Raw genomic sequence first — 16,001 nt, forward strand, 5'->3', positions numbered from 1 at the left:
CGCGCGACTAGGCGAGGCAGGGCCGGGGTGCAAGGATGCGCGGGGAGTTACTCCGCTGCGAGCAAACTGGTCGCGCCGCCCAGATCGACCGATACCAGCCGGCTGACCCCGCGTTCGATCATCGTCACGCCGAACAGGCGGTGCATCCGGCTCATCGTCGCGGCATTGTGGGTGACGATCAGGTAGCGGGTATCGGTATCGGCGGCCATCCGGTCGAGCAGATCGCAGAAGCGGTCGATATTGGCGTCGTCCAATGGCGCGTCGACCTCGTCGAGGACGCAGATCGGCGCGGGATTGGTCAGGAACAGCGCGAAGATCAGCGCGACCGCAGTCAGCGCCTGCTCGCCGCCCGACAACAAGGTCAGCGATTGGCGCTTGCCCGGTGGCTGGGCGAGGATTTCAAGCCCCGCCTCCAGCGGATCGTCCGAGTCGATCAGCTCGAGCTGCGCCTGGCCGCCGTCGAACAACGCGCCGAACAGGCGGCGGAAATGCGCGTCGACCGCCTCGAACGCCGCGAGCAGCCGTTGGCGACCCTCGCGGTTGAGCGTGCCGATCGAACCGCGCAGGCGCTGGACCGCTTCGACGAGGTCGGCGCGCTCGGCGGCGGTTTCGCCCTGCGCCGCTTCCAGTTCGGCGAGTTCGGTCTCGGCGATTAGATTGACCGGGCCGATGCGGTCGCGGTCGGCAAGCAATCGGTCGTGCGCCGCCGTCTCGGCCGCGGCGTCGCCGACCTCGCCCCCTACGAAGCCGATGCGCGGCAACAACGGCGGGGGGCATTGGAAGCGCTCGCCCGACAGACGGCCAAGTTCGAGGCGGCGCTGTTCATGCCCCTCAGCCCGCGCCGCAGCGCCAGCGCGGGTTTCGCGGGCGGCGGCGATTGCTTCGGCGACATCGCCGGCGGCGCGTTCGGCGGCGCGCAGCCTGGCGTCGGCGGTTTGTTCGGCGGTCGCGGCTTCGGCGGCGGCGGTGCGCAACCGGGCGAAGTCCTGCTCGATCCGGGCGAGTTCGGCGGCGAGCGCGGCGGGACGGTCGCGCAGCGCGTCGCGATCGGCGGCGATGGTCGTCATGCGGTCATCGATCTCGGCGACGCGCCCGGCGGCGTCGCCTGCGCGGGCATGCCACGATGCGATTTCGGTCGCGGCGGCAACGGACCGCGCCCGGTCGCGGGCCAGCGCGGCGTCGAGCGTCGACCGGGCGGCGCGGGCATCGGCGACCCGCGCGCGGGCGGCGTTGGCCTCGGCCATCAGCGTGGCGACTTGCGCAGCGGCCAGCGTCCGGTCGGGGAGCGCGCGGACCGCGGCCGCAGCGCGGTCGGCATCGGCGAAGGCTTCGGCCAGTTCGCCGCGCAGGCGTTGCAGGCGGGCAGCGACATCGTCGGCACGCGCCTGTGCCCGCTCGATCGCGGCGGCGGCGCGATCCTCGGCACGGGCGGCCTCACGGGCGCTGCTTTCGGCCGTGTCGAGCGCGCGGCGGGCGCTGGTCAGCGTCGCGCGCGCCTCGGCGATGGCGGTGTCGGCGGCGGCCAGCGCGGCGTCAGCGATGCTACGCCGATCGACCAGCGCCGGGCGCCCCTCGCGCAACATGCGCAACCTATTGGTCCGGGCGAGGCGCTCGGCCGCCGCCGCTCCCGATCCGGCGCGACTGCGCAGCCCGTCCCAGCGGCGCAGTGCCCCGTCCAGCGTCACCAATCGCTGCCCGACCGCCAGCGGCCTGCCGTCATCTTGTTCGACGACCAGGATCTGCGCCAGCCGCCGGGCGAGCAGCGGTGCGGTGACATGCGCCGACAGGCGGCCGATGCCGGCCGGTACCGGCGGCGAGTCACCTGCAACGGCGTCGTTCTGCCAGTGGCGATCGTCGACGGGGTCGGTGCCGGCATCGAGATCGTCGCCGAGTGCCGCCGCCAGCGCCGCTTCGAACCCCGGTTCGACCACGACCGAATCGATGATCCGCGCCCGCCCGGTCCGCCGCAGCGCGCGGTCGAGCGCGGCGATCTCGCTGTCGGTCGCGGCGAGTTCGGCGGCGGCGGCGGCGCGGTCGGACTGGGCACGGCCGCGTGCTTCCTGGGCGGACCGGTCGGCGGCTTCGGCGGCGGCAATTGCCGCGCGGGCGACGTCTGCGTCGGTCAGCGCCGCCGCCCGCCGTTCGGCCGCTGCCTCGCGTTCGGCGAGCAACGGGGCGACCGCCGACAAGGCACTCTGTTCGGCGAGCAGCCGCGCCTCTTCCCGCCCGACCCGGTCGAGTCGCGCGCGGGCAGCATCGTGCGCGGCGGTGGCGACGCGCGCTTCGGCCAGTTCGGCGGCCTGTGCGGCCAGCGCCTCGGCATGGGCGGCGTCGGCAACGGTTGCAGCACGGATCGCCGCGTCCAGTGCCGCATCGAGCAGCGGCAGGCGCGCGACGGCGTCGGCCAGCGCGTCGGCAAGCTGCGCGCGTTCACCGTCGAGCCGGGCGAGCGCCGTTTCGGCGTCTCCGGCGAGCGCCGCCTCGCGTGCGCGGTCTTCGGTCAGGCGCGCTGTCTGTGCGGTCAGGTCGGCCAGCCGCCGCGTCGTGGCATTGGCCTGTGCCTGTACCCGTTCGCGGGCATGGCCGACGTCGCTCAGTTGCTGGCGCAGGCGTTCGGCATCGCCGCGGGCGGTGGCGAGCGACTGGGTCGCCGCCGACAGGTCGCCAGCGGTCCGGCCCTGCATCCCGGCGTGGCTGGCGACCAGCGCCTCGGCGGTCTTGGCTTCGGTAGTGGCGGCTTCGGCCGCGGCAACGGTGTCACGCCAGCGGGCATAGATTGCGCGTGCCTCCGCCACGCGGATCGCGTCGGTCAGTTCGCGATACCGTATCGCGACCCGCGCCTGTCGACGGAGGGTCGCTGCGCGCGCATCCTGTTCCTGCGCCATTTCGCCCAAGCGTTCGAGATTGGCTTCGGTGGCGCGCAGCTTGCCCTCGGCATCCTTGCGACGGACGTGCAGCCCGGCGATACCGGCCGCTTCCTCCAGCATCGCGCGGCGTTCGGCGGGGCGCGCGGCGATGACCGCGCCGATCCGGTTCTGGCTGACCAGCGCCGGCGAATGCGCGCCGGTCGCGGCATCGGCGAACAGCAGCGACACGTCCTTGGCGCGCACGTCGCGGCCGTTGATGCGATAGGCCGAACCGGCACCGCGTTCGATGCGGCGGACGATCTCGACCTCGTCGCCCGCCGCGTCTTCGGCGAGGATCGCGACCTCGGCGAAATCGCGCTGCGGCCGCGTCGCGGTGCCGGCGAAGATGACGTCGTCCATGCCGGCGCCGCGCAGCGACTTCGCGCTGTTCTCGCCCATGGTCCAGCGCAGCGCTTCGAGCAGGTTCGACTTGCCGCAGCCATTGGGGCCGACGACGCCGGTCAGCCCCGCCTCGATCACCAGATCGGCGGGGTCGACGAAGCTCTTGAACCCGCTCAGCCGCAGCCGCCGGAGCGTCAGCCCCGGCGCGGGAGGGATGGCCGCGTCATCCGGCGCGGCCATGGGGTCAGGCGCCGGCCGCCTTCAGCGCCGCTTCGACCTGCGGCCACGACAGCGCATTCTCGGCCTTCTCGCCGTTGATGAGGAAGGTCGGGGTGCCGGTGACGACCGCGCCGCCCTCTTCGGTGATCTTGACCACCTGTTGCAGCAGATTCTGGTCGGCGAGGCACTGGCGCGCCTTGGCCTCGGGCACGCCGCGCTGCTTGACGAAGTCGACATAGCCCGCCGCATCGGCCCAGGTCGAGACCGCCTGCAACGGCGGAATCGACTGGAGCCGGGCCTGTTCGGCCTGCGGGATCGCCTGCATCCGGTCGAGCGTCGCGGCTTGATCCTGATACATCGCCTCGAGCAACGGGAAGAAGGTGGCGGTGCCGTTGCACCGGCCGAGCACCGCAGCAGCAAGGTCGGGTGCCCCATGGATCGCGAAGTCGCGGAATTCGAAGCTCACCTTGCCGGTCGAGACATAGTTGTTGATGAGCGGCTCGTTGCCCTCGCGGCCGAACGCGCCGCAGGTCGGGCAGGTGCGCGACCCAAATTCGACCAGCTTCACCGCCGCATCGGGGTTGCCGATGCGATAGCCGCCCTCGGGCGTGACCGCGACCATGTCGGTCCATTTCTGCCCGGCCGGCGCGGCGACATTGGCGACCGGTGCCGCGGCGCTGCCATTGCCGCCGGCGTCACCGCCGCCACCACAGGCCGACAGCGAAGCGAGCGCAATCAGGGGAAGTGCGAAACGCATGGGCGATACTCTCTTGGCGATAGGGTTATTTGGCGGCGAGCAGCAGCGGCTTGAGCGCCGCCCAGTCATGGACGTCGGCCTTCTGCCCGTTGATTTCGAAACTGGGGGTGCCTGCGACATTCGCCGCCTGTGCCGCCTCGGCGATGGCGATGACGCGCTTCTGGGCCGCTTCGTCGTTCAGACAGGCGGTGATCTGCGCATCGGCGAGGCCGTGGCCACGCATCAGCGCGCGCAAGCCGGTGGCGTCGGCCAGTTGCTGCAGGCGGATCGCGATCGTCGCGGTCCGGGTCTGCGCGGCGGGCGTCTGCGCAAAGGCATCGGCCTTGTCGAGCATCTCCTTTTGCTGCGCCATGATCGCGTCATGCGCGGCGAGGAAGCGGTTCGGTCCGCCACAGCGCACGAGGATCGCGGCGGCAAGGTCGAGCGCGTCGCGTGGCAGCGTTCGATATTCGACCCGCACGCGGCCCGATTTCAGCATCGCCGGCAAATCGGCCTTCGCCTCCGTGGCGAAGGCGGCGCAGTGGGGGCAGGTATAGCTGGCCCATTCGACCAGCTGCACCCGGGCCATCGGGTTGCCGACGACGATACCGCCGGTCGGCAGCATCACGACATTGGTCGACCAGTCGCGGCTGGCGGTGGCGCGCGCAGGCGCCTGCGCCTTGGCGGGCGGCAGGCCGAACAGCGCGAGCAGGAACGTACAGACGAGGAGGAGGATACGCATCAGCGGACCTTGCCGAGGATCGGGATGGCGGGGGGCGGCGGGGCGGCGACGGCACCGGCGAGCGCGGCGAGCACTTCGCGCAGCTCGGGATCGGCGATGTCGCGGATCGATTCGCCCATGTCGGCCGGGATCGGCGGCGGATCGCGTCGCACCGGCACCGCACGGGGCGCGCGGACCTCGCCATGGCGGAACTGCAACCGGGCGACCGCGGGATAGCCGAAGAAGCGGTTGACCCGCTCGACGATCTCGGGCGCGATATGCTGCATCATCGTGCCGTGCGCGCCCGACACGATCAGCGTCAGCGTGCCGTCGGCGCGCTTGCCCGGGGGAAAGCGAATCGATTCGGGGGCGGATACCCGCGCGAAGCGTTCGCCGACGATCTCGCCCCAGCGGCTGACCACCGCCGACTGGACGAAACCGAATTTGCGGAACGCCGCACCGCCGATTTCGGGCAGCAATTCGGCCACGGCGCGCGCTCCCCCACGGCGGCGGGGTTCGGGAATCGTCGCATGGGGGCGGGGACGCGTCGTCATTGTCGCCACCCCATGCCATAGAGCCGGCGTGGACGCCAAGCATCTCTCTGTCGCCGAACGATTGCTCGACTGGTATGACCGCCATCATCGCAGCCTGCCGTGGCGCAGCCCGCCCGGCACCCCGCCGCCCGATCCCTATCGGGTGTGGCTGTCGGAAGTGATGCTGCAGCAGACGCAGGTAGCGAGCGTGCGGCCCTATTTCGAAGCATGGACCGCGCGTTGGCCATCGTTCGCGGCGCTGGCGGCGGCGGACGATGCCGATGTCATGGCGGCATGGGCGGGGCTTGGCTATTATGCGCGGGCACGCAATCTGCTGGCCTGTGCGCGGGCGGTCGCGGCGCTGGGGGCGCTGCCCGACAGCGAAGCGGGGCTGCGCGCCTTACCGGGGATCGGCGACTATACCGCCGCGGCGATCGCCGCGATCGCATTCGGGCGGCGCGCGGTGGTGGTCGATGCCAATGTCGAGCGCGTCGTGTCGCGGCTGTTCGCGATTGCCGAACCGCTACCTGCCGCCCGTGCGGCGATCCGCGCCGCGACCGACACGATCACCCCCGACGACCGCGCAGGCGATTTTGCGCAGGCGATGATGGATTTGGGGTCGACGGTCTGCACGGTCCGCAACCCGCGCTGCCTGCTCTGTTCCTTGCGCGACGATTGCGTCGCATTCCAAACGGCTGCGCCCGAAGCCTTTCCGGTCAAGGCGGCGAAGAAGGCCAAGCCGCAACGCCATGGCACGCTGTTCTGGGCGGAGCGCGACGGACGGGTGCTGCTGGTGCGGCGGCCCGACAAGGGGCTGCTGGGCGGCATGCGCGCGCTGCCGACCGGCCCCTGGTCCGACAGCGATCCGGGGACCGAGGGCGCACCGTTTTCCGCCGACTGGCGCGCGATCGGATTGGTTCGCCATGGTTTTACCCATTTCGATCTTGCCTGCACCGTCATGGTGGCGGATGCAGGCGACGACGTCGCGCAGGGCGAATGGTGGCCGGTGGCGAAGATCGCTGATGCCGGGCTGCCGACGCTGTTCGCGCGGGCGATCGCGGTGGTGGAGGGAATGCGATGACGATCGGACGATGGGCGCACGGATCGATGGCGCTGGCGGTGCTGTTGGCGCAACCGGTAGCGGCGTTCGCACAGGCCGCGCCGCCGCGAACGCCGGCCGCCCCCGCAACCCGGACGCTGCCCGCGACCGAGGCAATGGTCGGGCGCTATGTCGCGGTCAACAAGGTGCCGGGCATGGTCGTGGTCGTGGGCGGTCCGGACTGGACCAGCGCCCATGCCGCCGGACGCACCGCCGTAGAGGCCGGCGCGCCTGCCGCAAATATCGACACGCTGTGGCGCGTCTATTCGATGACCAAGCCGATCACCGGCATGGCGGCGATGATGCTGGTCGAGGACGGCAAGCTGAAGCTCGACCAGCCGATCAGCGACTTCATCCCCGCCTTCAAGTCGATGAAGGTGCTGACCGATCCCGACAACAGCCTCGCCAGCCGTCCGGCGACGAAGCCGATCACGGTTCGCAACTTGCTGACCCACACCGCCGGGCTCGGCTATACCATCGTCACCAAGGGGCCGTTGCTCAAGGAATATGAGCGGCTGGGCATCATTCCCGCCGCGGTCAATGTTCAGGCCGAGGCGGCGATGGCGCCGGTCCGGCCCAAATCGCTCGAGCAATTCGCCGATCGCGTCGCGACGTTGCCACTGATCGCCGAACCGGGGACGAAGTGGAGCTATTCGATCGGCCTCGACGTACTGGGGCGGGTGATCGAGGTGGCGAGCGGCATGTCGTTCGAGCAGTTCCTGCAGACGCGGATGTTCGGCCCGCTCGGCATGACCTCGACCTATTGGCAGGTGCCCGAGCGCGAGAAGGCAAGGCTTGCGAGCAACTATGCCTGGGCGGGTGAGGCGTTGCTGCCGGTCGATCCGGCGGCGACGTCGGTGTGGTTGCAGCGACCTAGTTTCGCTTACGGCGGAGCGGGACTTGCCATGTCGGCGCGGGATTACGACCGGTTCCTGCACATGTTGCAAAATGGCGGGACGCTGGACGGCAAGCGGGTGATGAAGGCGGAGACGGTGGCGCTCGCCATGTCGAACCTGCTGCCCGCCGGCGTCACCTTTGGCGGCGTCGACGGGGCGACCGGCGGACAGGCGGGCCCCAAAATGGGTTTTGGTGCCGGTGGTTCGGTCTATCTCGAAACGCTGCCGGGGCGGCCGGGCAAGGGCACCTATGGCTGGGGCGGCGCGGCAGGGACGGTGGCGTTCGTCGATCCGGTACGGCAGGTGCGGGGAACGGTGATGGTCAATTATTTCCCGGCCGATCGCTTTCCGTTGCGCGACGATCTGGTGAAGGCGTTGGCGAGCGACCTGATGGCGGCGCGATGATCGGCTTTACCGGGGCGACGCTTGAGCGGGTCGACCATGAACGCGACGATCCGGCCGCCTTTGCACGGGCGCTGACGCATCCGGGCGCGCGGCTGTTGGTGCTGCACGGTCTCGAACCGCCGGTCGCGGACAACCGGCTGGCATTGGTGCCGATGGACCCGGCGCGCGGCGACGCGTTGTTGCTCGGCAATCTGGACGGGACGCCGCTGTTCACGATCGGCGACGGTGTCGCGACCGCGCCTGCCATGCGGTCGCCCACGCTGATGACTGCGCTGGCCGCGATGCCGGCGGGGGAGGCGGCGCTGTACGGCATCGCCCGCAGCCTGATCGACTGGCATGTCCGGCATGGCTTCTGCGCCAATTGCGGGCAGGCGACGTCGGTATCGCGCGCCGGCTGGGCACGGGCGTGCGGCAACTGCACCGCGCAGCATTTTCCGCGGACCGATCCGGTGGTCATCATGGCGGTCGAACAGGGCGACCGGGTGCTGCTCGGCCGGCAGCCGAGTTGGCCGCCGGGACGCTATTCGACGCTCGCCGGCTTCGTCGAGGTCGGTGAATCGATCGAGGAAGCGGTCAGGCGCGAGGTGCTGGAGGAAGCGGGCGTACGGGTGGGCGCGGTGCGCTATGTCGCCAGCCAGCCCTGGCCGTTTCCGTCGCAGCTGATGATCGGGTGCGTCGCGGTTGCCGAGGATGACCAGTTGCGGATCGACACGGCCGAGCTGGAGGACGCGTTCTGGGCGACGCGCGACGAGGTTCGCGCGGCGCTGGCGGGGGAGAGCGGGCGGTTCGTGGCGCCCCCGGCCTATGCGATCGCGCATAGTTTGCTGGTGGCGTGGGCAGGGTGACGGCCTACCCCCGCTCGCGTGCCCGCCCATAGCTGCCCAGCAGCCGCATGCTCTTCGTATGAAAGCGTAGTTCCTCCAGCGCGCGGTCGACATGCGGTTCGCCGGGGCGCCCTTCGATATCGCAGAAGAATTCGGTCGCGGCGAAGGTGCCGCCGCGCTGATAGCTTTCCAGTTTGGTCATGTTGACGCCGTTGGTCGCGAACCCCCCCATCGCCTTGTACAGCGCGGCGGGCACGTTCTTCACCTCGAACACCAGGGTCGTCATGCACGGCCCGGCGGGCAGTTCGGCGAGCGGGGCGCGGGCGAGGACGACGAAGCGGGTGGTATTGTGATCGGCATCGGCGATGTCGTCGGCCAGTATCTTCAAACCATATAGCGCGGCGGCGGCGGGCGGGGCGAGCGCGGCGACGCCGGGATCGGCCATCGCCGCGGCGGAGGCTGCCGCGCCGGCGGTGTCGGGATGCGCCACCGGCTCGATGCCGCGCGCGCTCAGCCAGTGCCGGCACTGGCCGAGCGCCTGTTCGTGGCTCATCGCCTGTTTCACCGCCTCGATCGGGCCGAGACCCAGCAAGGCGTGGCGGATCGGCAGGAAATGTTCGCCGGTGATGACCAGCCCCGATTCGGGCAGCAGGAAATGGATGTCGGCGACGCGGCCGTGCAGCGAGTTTTCGATCGGGATGATCGCGCAATCGGCCTTGCCCGAGCGCACCGCGTCGATCGCATCGGCAAAGCCGAAACAGGGCAAGGGCAGCGCGTCGGGGAACGCCTGCGCCAGCGCGACGTGCGAATTGGCGCCGGGCGCGCCCTGAAACGCCACCGCGCGATGCGGCTCGCGGGCGGCGGCTTCGGTCATCTGCGCGACGAGGGGGCGGGCCGGTGCGGCATATTTGTGCATGGGTCGCGGCGATTATCGGTCAAGCGCGCAAGCAGCAAGCCTGTCTTGACAGTATGGTCCGGCAAGCCTGACTTGCCAGTACGGCCCGGCAAGCCTGACTTGCCAGTACGGGATGCCGCCTCTAAGCATGGCCCCAAACAAAACCATCTTAGGCGAGACGGCTCAGCGCATGGACGACCGGACGAACACGATCGCGGGTTGGGTATTGGCCGGATGTGCCGCGGCCCTCGGACTGTCCATTGCCAGTGGCATGATCTTCCATTCCGGCCCGCCGGAGAAGCCGGGCTATCCGGTGGAAGGCGCGGCTGAGGCGGGCGGCGGGGGTGCTGCGGCGGCGGTGCCGATCGCGACGCTGCTTGCGACCGCCGATGTCGCCAAGGGCGCGGAAGTGTTCAAGAAGTGCGCGGCCTGTCACACCGTCAACCAGGGCGGGGCCAATGGCATCGGCCCGAATCTGTGGGGCGTGATCGGCAAGAAGCACGGGCACCTGCCGGGCTTCGCCTATTCGAGCGCGCTGACCGGCATTCCGGGCAACTGGGATTTCGACGCGATGAACGCGTGGCTGACGTCGCCGCGCAAATATGCGCCGGGCACCAAGATGACCTTCGCGGGCCTCGGCAGTGCCGAGGACCGGGCGAATGTCATCGCCTATCTCAATTCGCAGGGGTCTAACCTGCCGCTGCCCGCCGCACCCGCCGCCGGGGCCGCGCCGGCCGACGAAGGCGTGAAGAATGTCGAGGAAGGCGCGACCGCCAATACCGCCGACATCGTGAATGCGGCCACGCCCGCTTCGGGTGCGCCGTCGGTCGATCCCGCGGCGGCGGAACAGGCGGCGAAGAAGGGCGAGTAACGCTTCGTTCCGCGTTCGGGCGGGGGCCATCAGGATGATGGTTCGCGCAAAGGCGCAAAGGACGCGAAGAGGTTGCCTATGTGTGGCCGATCCCCGTCAGCGGTCTACGCTTTGATCGGAAAGGACGTATAGGCCTGCCGATCGGACGTGCCGATGACTGCACAAACATCCTCTGCGTCCTTTGCGCCTTTGCGCGAAACCCAATCTTTCTTCGCGCCTTCGCGTGAATCCGAGAAACTCAGACCGTCGCGGGCTCCAGTCCGAGCAACCGCGCCACTTCGTCGAAGCCGTGCGCGATTTCGGTTACGCCCAGTTCGCGCAAGCGGGCATCGTGACCGACACCGCAATGCGTGCCCGCGCACAGGCCGATCACGCGCGCGCCCGATGCGACTGCGCCGGTAACGCCGACCGGCGAGTCCTCGATGATCGCGCACTGCTCGATCGGCACGCCCAGCTGTTTCGCACCGTAGAGATAGAGGTCGGGCGCGGGCTTGCCGTTCGCGACATGCTCCTTGCCGCTATAGATGTGATCGCCGAACGCGTCGGCGATGCCCAGATGGCGCAAATGCGTGGAAATCCAGTGGGTCGTGCTCGACGACACGATCGCGCGCGGCAAATCGGCGGGAAGCGAGCGGACGAAGGCGATCGCGCCGGCGACGGCCTCGACACCTTCCTCCAGCACCCGCGCATCCTCGATGGCGCGCGCCTCGAAGAAGCCGGCGGGGATCGGTCCGCCGACCCAGCGTTCGATCGCGTTGGTAAAGTGGCTGCCCGACAGGCCCATGAAATTGGCCATCGAGTCGGCAGCGCTGGTCGGGTGGCCGGCCTGGGTGAGAAACTCGGCGATCTGGCGGTTGCCGGCATATTCGCTTTCGAGCAGCACGCCGTCGAAATCGAAGAGCAAGGCTTGCGGACGGGTCATCAGAAGCTCCGGGAAAGGATCAGGCGCGCGGGCCGAACAGCGCCGAGCCGACGCGGACATGGGTGGCGCCGAGCGTGACGGCGGTTTCGAAATCGTCGGACATGCCCATGCTGAGCCCGGCCAAGCCATTGTCGCGGGCCAGTTTGGCGGTCAGCGCGAAATAGGGCGCGGCGTCGAGCCCGGCGGGGGGCACGCACATCAGCCCGGCGACCGGCAGGCCCGCCGCCTGTGCCTCGGCCAGCAGCGCGGGGAGGTCGGACAGCGCGCAGCCACCCTTTTGCGGTTCGTCGCCGATATCGACCTGGACGAAACAGGCAGGCGCGCGACCCACCTTGTCGATCGCCCTGGCAAGCGCGGCGACCAGCGACGGGCGGTCGACCGAATGGATCGCGTCGAACAGGCGGACCGCGTCCTCGGCCTTGTTCGATTGCAGCTGTCCGACCAGATGCAGTTCGATGCCGGGGGTAAGCGCCTGCAACGCTGGCCATTTCGCCTGCGCCTCCTGCACCCGGTTTTCGCCGAACACGCGCTGTCCGGCGTCAATCAGCGGCTGGATCGCGGCGGCGTCATGGGTCTTGCTGACCGCGATCAGCGTCGTCGCGCCTGCGTCCCGGCGCGCGATCGATTCGGCATGGGCGATCCGGTCGCGAATGCGGCCAAGCGAGGTTGCGGCGTTGGTCATTGGGCGCGCTATAGAGGGGGTCATGGATCGCCGCCACCCTTTGCCGCGCCGCTGGATGATGACCGACGAGCGGCTTGGCGACGAGCTGGCGGCGAAGGTGGCGAAGTTGCCACGCGGCAGCGGTGTCGTCTTCCGCCAATATGCTACGCCAAAAGGGAAAAGACGGCGGATGTTTGCACAGGTGCGGCGGATCGCACGGGCGCGGCGGATAACGCTGCTGATCGCCGGACCGTTTCTGCCGGGTGGTGACGGCGTGCATGGGAAAAATGCGCGCAAGAGCAAGGGGTTGGCGACGCGGCCGGTGCATTCGGTGCGCGAACGCATCGCTGCCGAGCGCGCGGGGGTCGATGCAACCTTCGTCTCCCCCGTCTTCGCCACCCGCTCGCATCCGGGCGCGAGGCCGCTCGGCCGTATCCGGTTCGCGATGCTGATCCGCGGCGCGCGCCTGCCGGTCATCGCGCTGGGCGCGATGACCGAGCGGCGCGCGCGGACGTTGCCGGGCATTGCCGGCTGGGCAGCGATCGATGCGTGGGCGGATGGTTCGAAAACGCGCTGAGGGCGCGTTTTGCGGGCCGGCACCGCCCGGAGAATTCGCGCTTTCGCGAGTTTTCCAGACCGAAGCTCAGAACCGCGTCCGTAGTTCGGCGAAGACGGTGCGCGGGTCGCCGGGGAAATGGCCGCTCATCGCGGTAAAGCCCGAAGCGGCATAGACCTTGTCGAAGATGTTATCGACGCGCAGCATCAGTTCGGCAAAGCCCAACTGGTGGGTGATCGACGCATCGAAGATGGTGTAGGGCAACACCGGCTGGCCCGAGCGGCTGATCCGGCGCGAGACATGCTCGCCGCCAACGGCGAAGGCGGTCCGGATCGGCGCGACCTGATAGCGGGTCCAGAAGCCGAGCTTGTGCGCGGGCGCGTTGGGAAAATGGCTGCCGACCGCATCGGTCAGCGCCTGTCCGGCGACGCTGCCGGTGACGCGGGTGTCGTTATAGCCGTAATTGGCGAGCAGCACCCAGTTCGGCGTCAGATCGGTGGCGAGGTCGAGTTCGAACCCCTTGCTGGTCACCTCCCCGATCGGGCGAAGCTGGTCGACGCCGCCGACCGGGGGCAGCGAGGGGTCGACCTGCAACAGATTGCGGCGGACGATGCGATACAGCGCGGCATTGGCCTGTAGCCGACCGTCGAACAGGCGCGATTTGGCGCCGGTTTCGATCTGGTTGCCGGTGATCGGCGCGAAGGGGCCGCCGGCGGCGGGAAGCTGGCTGGCCGGGGCCTGCGGATCGAAGCCCTGCGACCAGCTGACATATAGCGACAGATCGTCCTGCGGCTTGTAGATCGCGCCGGTGCGGAAGGTGACGTCGTGGTCGTTATAGCGCGCGTTCGACGTGAACCGCCCGGCGGTGGCGACCCGGGTGCGATCCTCGAACCGGTCGTAGCGGACGCCCGCGACCAGCAGCAGCCGATCGGTCAGGTCGATCTGGTCCTGCGCATAGATGCCGAAGCGGCGCGCATCGGTGTCGGTGACGGTGAAGGGCAGTGTCATCGCGCGCAGCGCGTCACCGTCGGACCGGCCATAGACCGGATTGGACAGGCTGAGCGGTGCCACGCCGGCCCGCAGGATGCGCGATTCGAGGCCATTGGCTTCGCGATACCAGTCGCTGCCGACCTGCAACCGATGCGACAGGCCGAACAATGTCGTGCGCGCGGTGGCGTTGGCCATGAACGACAGGCCATCGACGGGGCGGACCTGATCGCGGAATTCGCGCAGGACGAGGTCGGGGTTGGTCGGGCTTGTCCCACGCGGTTCGTGATATTTCTGCCGTTCGGTCGAACGGAAATAGCGCGCGCCAACATCGAACGTCACCGCTTCACCGATGGCGGTCGCATAGCGCGCGGCCCATGCGGTCGAGGTCAGGTGGAGATAGTCGCTCCGCTCATTGGCGTTCCAGTCGATCGACGTGCGGAAGCGGCCGCTGTCATCGACCAGCACCCCGCGCAGCCGGTTGGCGCGCAGATAATTGTCGTAGGTCGTGACCTGCAGCGTCAGCAGCCCGCCGGGATTGGTGCGGATCGACAGGCCGGCATCGCCGATCAGCGCCTTATGCAGCGTATTGAAACGATAGGGCCGCATCGATTCGGTGAAGCCGCCGATGCGATAGGAGACGACGCCATCGGCATCGATCCGGTTCGTCGCCTCCGCCGAGATGCCGAACCGGTCGTAATTGCCGGCAGTGGCGACGGTGCGCAGGCTGGCGCGATCGGACGGGGTCTTCGACACATAGTTGATGATCCCGCCCGGCGCGCCGGGTCCGAAGAACAGCCCCGCCGGACCTTTCAGCACCTCGACCCGGTCGATGTTGAACAGTTGCGGCACGGTGAAGCCGACGAACGGATTGCCGCGCATCCCGTCGTAGAAGGATTCGTCCTGTCGAAAGCCGCGAAAGGTGACGCCGGCATAGCTGTAGGCGCTGACGCCCGAGATGTTGCGATAGAGGTCGGTCGCGTCGCGCGCGCCCTGATCGGTAAACAGGTCGCTGTTGATGACCTGCAACGCCTGCGGAATGTCGAGCGGATCCTGCGCCGATTTGCCGACGGTGGTGAGCGTGGTGCGATAGAGTTGCCGGGCGCGCCCTTCGACGATGATGTCGGCGTCGTCGCTCGACGAACGGTCCTGCGCCGCCGCCTGACTCGCGACGAATATTGCCATCGCGGGCATCCACCAACGCTTCACTACCGTCCCCCTGATATTGATAGGCGGTCGCATTAGCGAAGGTGTGCCGCAAGGGCAATTGGTTCGAATACGATTTTCGGTCGATCGTGACGGAGCCGAACCGGAACGCGGCGGCGTCATGGTCCGTTCACGCACAAAGGGGAAGCGGCGATGGACGGCGGAACGGAACGACAGGGCCCGAGCTATGGCCGGGTCGCGGCGATGACGGTGATGGTGCTGGCGATTATCGGCACCGGCTATCTGCTGATCTCGATGATGCGGCTGATATTGCTGGTGTTCGCGGCAACGGTCATCGCGGTGTTGTTCAGCGCGGTCGCGCGCCGGATCCAGAAATGGACGCGGCTGCCGCGCGGACTGGCGCTGGCGCTATCGATCATCCTGCTGCTCGGGATCGTGATCGGCATCTTTTATGGCTTCGGCGCGCAGCTGGTGGAGCAGTTCGACACGATCCGCGAACAGATTCCGCCGGCATTGCAGGCGATCCAGCGGCAGCTGGACAGCTGGGGGCTGGGCGAGCCGGCGCGCGACCTGTTGTCGCAAGGGAGCAGCGACCTGTCGACGATCATGTCGCGGGCGGGCAGCTATGTCCTGTCGATCGGGTCGGGGCTGTCGGATGCGGTGCTGGTGCTGGTCGGCGCAATCTTCCTCGCGGCCGATCCCGAACTCTATCGCCGGGGGCTGGTGAAGCTGGTGCCGCCCAAGGCCGAGCCGGTCGCGCGCAAGGCGGTCGACGATGCCGCAGGCGGCCTGCGCGGATGGATGAAGGGCGAGGCGGTGGCGATCATCGTCGTCGCGGTGCTGACCGGGACGGGGTTGTGGCTGCTGGGCGTACCCGCCGCGATCGGGCTGGGGCTGATCGCCGGGTTGATGGACGTCGTGCCCTATGTCGGGCCGATCATTGCCGGGGTGCCGGCGGTAATGCTGGCCTTTACCGTATCCCCGTCGACCGCGCTGTGGACGATCGGCGTGTTCCTGATCGTCCAGCAGATTCAGGGCAATATCCTGCAACCGATCGTCCAGAAGCATGCGGTCGACGTGCCGCCCGCCGTGCTGCTGTTCTCGGTCATCGGCATGGGGCTGATGTTCGGGTTCATCGGGGTGTTGCTGGCGGCACCGCTGACGATCGTGGTGTTCGTGCTGGTGCAGCGGGTGTACGTGCAGGCGTTGCTGGGGCGGGACATCACGGTTGCGACGGACAAGGTCAAGGAGGAGTGAGGCT

The 16,001-nt window shown here is 69.0% G+C and carries 14 protein-coding genes; 6 read left to right on the forward strand and 8 right to left on the reverse strand.

Annotated features, from left to right (window positions below; translation table 11 throughout):
• Positions 1–47: 47 nt before the first annotated feature.
• From AAIO73_RS13530 to AAIO73_RS13545, 4 genes are read right to left on the reverse strand one after another with little or no spacing between them, the layout of a single operon-like run.
• A complete protein-coding gene (locus AAIO73_RS13530; protein ID WP_345878872.1) occupies positions 48–3,446 on the reverse strand; it encodes a chromosome segregation SMC family protein in 3,399 nt (1,132 codons plus the stop codon).
• Positions 3,447–3,492: 46 nt separating this feature from the next.
• On the reverse strand, positions 3,493–4,224 hold the full coding sequence (locus AAIO73_RS13535; RefSeq protein ID WP_345878729.1) for a thioredoxin domain-containing protein: 732 nt from the start codon (positions 4,222–4,224) through the stop codon (positions 3,493–3,495).
• Between the two features lie 25 nt (positions 4,225–4,249).
• Positions 4,250–4,945 carry a DsbA family protein gene (locus AAIO73_RS13540; RefSeq protein ID WP_345878730.1) on the reverse strand — a complete coding sequence of 232 codons (696 nt, stop codon included), beginning with the start codon at positions 4,943–4,945 and terminating at the stop codon, positions 4,250–4,252.
• Positions 4,945–5,478 (reverse strand): DUF721 domain-containing protein, encoded by a 534-nt coding sequence (locus tag AAIO73_RS13545; protein WP_345878731.1) that lies wholly within the window; start codon positions 5,476–5,478, stop codon positions 4,945–4,947. The genes AAIO73_RS13540 and AAIO73_RS13545 overlap by 1 nt, the downstream gene beginning before the upstream one ends.
• Positions 5,479–5,506: 28 nt before the next feature.
• Between AAIO73_RS13545 and AAIO73_RS13550 the strand changes: the two genes are divergently transcribed.
• The 3 genes from AAIO73_RS13550 to nudC are packed head-to-tail and all read left to right on the forward strand — an operon-like array spanning position 5,507 to position 8,702.
• Entirely contained in the window at positions 5,507–6,538 is a 1,032-nt protein-coding gene (locus AAIO73_RS13550; protein ID WP_345878732.1) for an A/G-specific adenine glycosylase, read from the forward strand.
• Entirely contained in the window at positions 6,535–7,857 is a 1,323-nt protein-coding gene (locus tag AAIO73_RS13555) for a serine hydrolase domain-containing protein (RefSeq protein ID WP_345878733.1), read from the forward strand. The genes AAIO73_RS13550 and AAIO73_RS13555 overlap by 4 nt, the downstream gene beginning before the upstream one ends.
• A complete protein-coding gene (gene nudC / locus AAIO73_RS13560; protein WP_345878734.1) occupies positions 7,854–8,702 on the forward strand; it encodes an NAD(+) diphosphatase in 849 nt (282 codons plus the stop codon). Before AAIO73_RS13555 ends, nudC begins: the two co-directional genes overlap by 4 nt.
• 4 nt (positions 8,703–8,706) lie before the next feature.
• Here nudC and AAIO73_RS13565 read toward each other — a convergent pair whose 3' ends face one another.
• The gene (locus AAIO73_RS13565; protein WP_345878735.1) at positions 8,707–9,597 is read right to left on the reverse strand and encodes a prephenate dehydratase; all 891 of its coding nucleotides are present in this window, start codon (positions 9,595–9,597) and stop codon (positions 8,707–8,709) included.
• A 169-nt stretch (positions 9,598–9,766) separates the two neighbouring features.
• Here AAIO73_RS13565 and AAIO73_RS13570 point away from each other — a divergent pair, with 169 nt between their 5' ends.
• Positions 9,767–10,447 carry a c-type cytochrome gene (locus tag AAIO73_RS13570; protein ID WP_345878736.1) on the forward strand — a complete coding sequence of 227 codons (681 nt, stop codon included), beginning with the start codon at positions 9,767–9,769 and terminating at the stop codon, positions 10,445–10,447.
• 238 nt (positions 10,448–10,685) lie between these two features.
• Here the strand turns inward: AAIO73_RS13570 and AAIO73_RS13575 are convergent, their stop codons facing one another.
• Together AAIO73_RS13575 and AAIO73_RS13580 are read right to left on the reverse strand one after the other, a co-directional pair.
• On the reverse strand, positions 10,686–11,369 hold the full coding sequence (locus tag AAIO73_RS13575; RefSeq protein WP_345878737.1) for an HAD family hydrolase: 684 nt from the start codon (positions 11,367–11,369) through the stop codon (positions 10,686–10,688).
• 19 nt (positions 11,370–11,388) lie between these two features.
• Positions 11,389–12,051, reverse strand: coding sequence for a YggS family pyridoxal phosphate-dependent enzyme (locus AAIO73_RS13580; protein WP_345878738.1), 663 nt, complete (start codon positions 12,049–12,051; stop codon positions 11,389–11,391).
• Between the two features lie 22 nt (positions 12,052–12,073).
• Here AAIO73_RS13580 and AAIO73_RS13585 point away from each other — a divergent pair, with 22 nt between their 5' ends.
• Complete coding sequence (locus tag AAIO73_RS13585) at positions 12,074–12,607, forward strand: thiamine phosphate synthase (RefSeq protein WP_345878739.1); 534 nt, start codon at positions 12,074–12,076, stop codon at positions 12,605–12,607.
• A 66-nt stretch (positions 12,608–12,673) separates the two neighbouring features.
• Here the strand turns inward: AAIO73_RS13585 and AAIO73_RS13590 are convergent, their stop codons facing one another.
• Positions 12,674–14,758: a TonB-dependent siderophore receptor gene (locus tag AAIO73_RS13590; RefSeq protein WP_345878740.1), complete on the reverse strand. Its 2,085-nt coding sequence runs from the start codon at positions 14,756–14,758 to the stop codon at positions 12,674–12,676.
• A 174-nt stretch (positions 14,759–14,932) separates the two neighbouring features.
• Here AAIO73_RS13590 and AAIO73_RS13595 point away from each other — a divergent pair, with 174 nt between their 5' ends.
• Positions 14,933–15,997 carry an AI-2E family transporter gene (locus tag AAIO73_RS13595; RefSeq protein WP_345878741.1) on the forward strand — a complete coding sequence of 355 codons (1,065 nt, stop codon included), beginning with the start codon at positions 14,933–14,935 and terminating at the stop codon, positions 15,995–15,997.
• The last annotated feature ends 4 nt before the right edge of the window (positions 15,998–16,001 follow it).

The sequence above is a fragment of the Sphingomonas epibiotica genome (assembly GCF_039615155.1).
Taxonomy (GTDB): Bacteria; Pseudomonadota; Alphaproteobacteria; order Sphingomonadales; family Sphingomonadaceae; genus Sphingomonas.